This is a genomic window from Mesorhizobium sp. M2A.F.Ca.ET.067.02.1.1, from assembly GCF_004023285.1.
Taxonomy (GTDB): domain Bacteria; phylum Pseudomonadota; class Alphaproteobacteria; order Rhizobiales; family Rhizobiaceae; genus Mesorhizobium.
In genome coordinates, this window is record NZ_RZSB01000853.1 from 1 (window position 1) to 2,312 (window position 2,312).

General features: G+C 65.4%; 4 protein-coding genes. All 4 read left to right on the plus strand.

All coding sequences use genetic code 11. From position 1 onward, the window contains the following. Positions 1-547 (plus strand): imidazole glycerol phosphate synthase subunit HisH (hisH, locus tag EOA28_RS32760; RefSeq protein WP_245501651.1); only part of this gene is annotated, 547 nt, incomplete at its 5' end. 2 nt (positions 548-549) lie between these two features. Further along, the gene (locus EOA28_RS32765) at positions 550-840 is read left to right on the plus strand and encodes a DUF1330 domain-containing protein (RefSeq protein ID WP_126063320.1); all 291 of its coding nucleotides are present in this window, start codon (positions 550-552) and stop codon (positions 838-840) included. Between the two features lie 3 nt (positions 841-843). Continuing rightward, positions 844-1,587 carry a 1-(5-phosphoribosyl)-5-[(5-phosphoribosylamino)methylideneamino]imidazole-4-carboxamide isomerase gene (hisA, locus tag EOA28_RS32770; RefSeq protein WP_127249737.1) on the plus strand — a complete coding sequence of 248 codons (744 nt, stop codon included), beginning with the start codon at positions 844-846 and terminating at the stop codon, positions 1,585-1,587. Beyond that, the coding region (locus EOA28_RS32775) for an arginase family protein (RefSeq protein ID WP_128315702.1) at positions 1,587-2,312 on the plus strand (726 nt) is incomplete at its 3' end. The genes hisA and EOA28_RS32775, both read left to right, overlap by 1 nt.

The following is a 2,312-nucleotide window of genomic DNA, read 5'->3' on the forward strand; positions in this document are numbered from 1 at the left end:
GACGGCCGACGCCGAGCGTGTGCGTTCCGCGGACCGCATCGTACTGCCGGGCGTCGGCGCCTATGCCGATTGCGCCGCCGGCCTGCACGCGGTGCCAGGCATGTGGGAGGCGGTGGAGGAAGCGGCGCTTCGTAAAGGGCGGCCGTTCCTCGGCATCTGCGTCGGCATGCAGCTGATGTCGCAACGCGGGTTGGAAAAGACCATCACCAAGGGCCTCGGCTGGATCGCCGGCGACGTCAAGGAGATCCAGCCCTCCGATCCAACGCTGAAGATCCCGCAGATCGGCTGGAACACGATCGAGCTTACGCGCGAGCACCCGCTGTTTTCCGGCATCGAGACCGGCCCGAGGGGGCTGCACGCCTATTTCGTGCATTCCTACCACCTGGAAGCGAAGTATCCGGACGAGGTGCTGGCGGTTGCCGACTATGGCGGCCCGGTAACGGCCGCGGTGGCCCGCGACAACCTCGCCGGCACGCAGTTCCATCCCGAGAAGAGCCAGGCGCTCGGCCTGGCGCTGATCACCAATTTCCTGAAATGGAGGCCCTGAAAATGAGCAGGAAGGGCTATTGGATGGCGATGATCGATGTCCGCGATGCGGACGTCTACAAGCAGTATATCGAAGCGAATGCCGTCGCCTTCGCGAAATACGGGGCGAAATTCGCGGTCCGCGCGGGCCGCTACGAGAGCCCGGAGGGACCGACCGGCAACCGTCACGTGCTTGTGGAGTTCGAGTCCTACGACAAGGCAATCGAATGCTATCATTCGCCTGAATATCAGCACGCCTCGAAATTCCGGCTCGCCGCTTCGACCGGTCATTTCGTCATCGTCGAGGGCGCCTGACCCATGATCCTGTTTCCAGCCATAGACCTCAAGGACGGCAAATGCGTGCGCCTGAAACACGGCGACATGGCCACCGCCACGATCTACAATGACGACCCCGCCGCGCAGGCACGGGCCTTCGAGGACCAGGGCTTCGAGTGGCTGCATGTCGTCGACCTCAACGGCGCCTTCAAGGGCCAGAGCGTCAACAGCGCCGCGGTCGGGGCTATCCTCAGGGCGACGAAGAACCCGGTGCAGCTCGGCGGCGGAATCCGCACCTTGCCGCAGATCGAAGACTGGCTGGACCGCGGCCTGACGCGCGTCATCCTCGGCACGGTGGCCGTGCGCGAACCCGAACTCGTCAAGGAAGCGTGCAAGGCTTTTCCGGGAAAAATCGCAGTCGGCATCGACGCCAAGGGCGGCAAGGTGGCCGTCGAGGGCTGGGCCGAAGCCTCCGAGCTCGGCGTCATCGAGCTGGCCAGGAAATTCGAGGGCGCCGGCGTTGCCGCTATCATCTACACCGACATCGACCGCGACGGCGTGCTGACCGGCATCAACTGGGATTCGACCGTCGACCTCGCGGAAGCGGTTTCCATTCCCGTGATCGCATCCGGCGGCCTCGCCTCGATTGCCGACATCGTGCGCATGACCATGCCCGACGCGCAAAAACTCGAAGGCGCGATCTCGGGCCGCGCCCTATATGACGGACGTATCGACCCGGCCGAGGCACTGGCGATCCTGCGCGGCGAACGGGCGGAGACAGAATAGTGAACATCTCGATCATCCTGGCATCCTATGACAGCGGCCACTTCCACGGTGGCTGCGGCCAGGGCCCGGACGCGCTGATTTCCGGCGGATTGGCCGATGCGCTGAGGCTTGCCGGCCACGACGTCGAGGTGAACGACATCGGCAAGGTGGTCGAGGACGAAGAAGAGCGCGAGATCGGCACCGGCTTTGCCGTCTGCAACGCCGTTTCAGGCGAAGTCCGCATGGCGCTGGACAAGAAGCGGTTTCCGATCGTGCTGGCCGGCAACTGCCTGACCGCCGCCGGCGCCGTGGCAGGCGCCGGCGCCGACGCCATCATCTGGGCCGACCAGCATGGCGACCTCAACACGCCGGAGACCACCACAACGGGCTTCCTCGACGGCATGGCGCTGGCCACCGTGCTTGGCCTCTGCTGGCGGCGAATGGCGAACCAGATCCCCGGCTTCAAGCCAGTCGATCCGTCGCGCAGCGTCCTGGTCAACGCGCGCGACCTCGACGCCGCCGAAAGAGAACTGCTGGAAAAGCTGCCGATCGTCCGGACCGAATGCCCCGACTGGAAGAGCGCTGCGCAGAGACTGAAAGCCGGCGGCGCACGCCAGGTCCACATGCATGTCGATCTCGACGTGCATGACCCCGAGAAGCTGCAGGCCAACCGCTACACCACGCCCGGCGGCCCGGTGCCGGAGCAAGTGCGCATGGCGATGTGCGGCCTTGCCGGTCCGCTTGCC

Coding starts and splice junctions, on each gene's coding strand:
- EOA28_RS32765 (WP_126063320.1), top strand. CDS start 550: ATGAGCAGGAAGGGCTATTGGATGGCGATGATCGATGTCCGCGATGCG.
- hisA (WP_127249737.1), top strand. CDS start 844: ATGATCCTGTTTCCAGCCATAGACCTCAAGGACGGCAAATGCGTGCGC.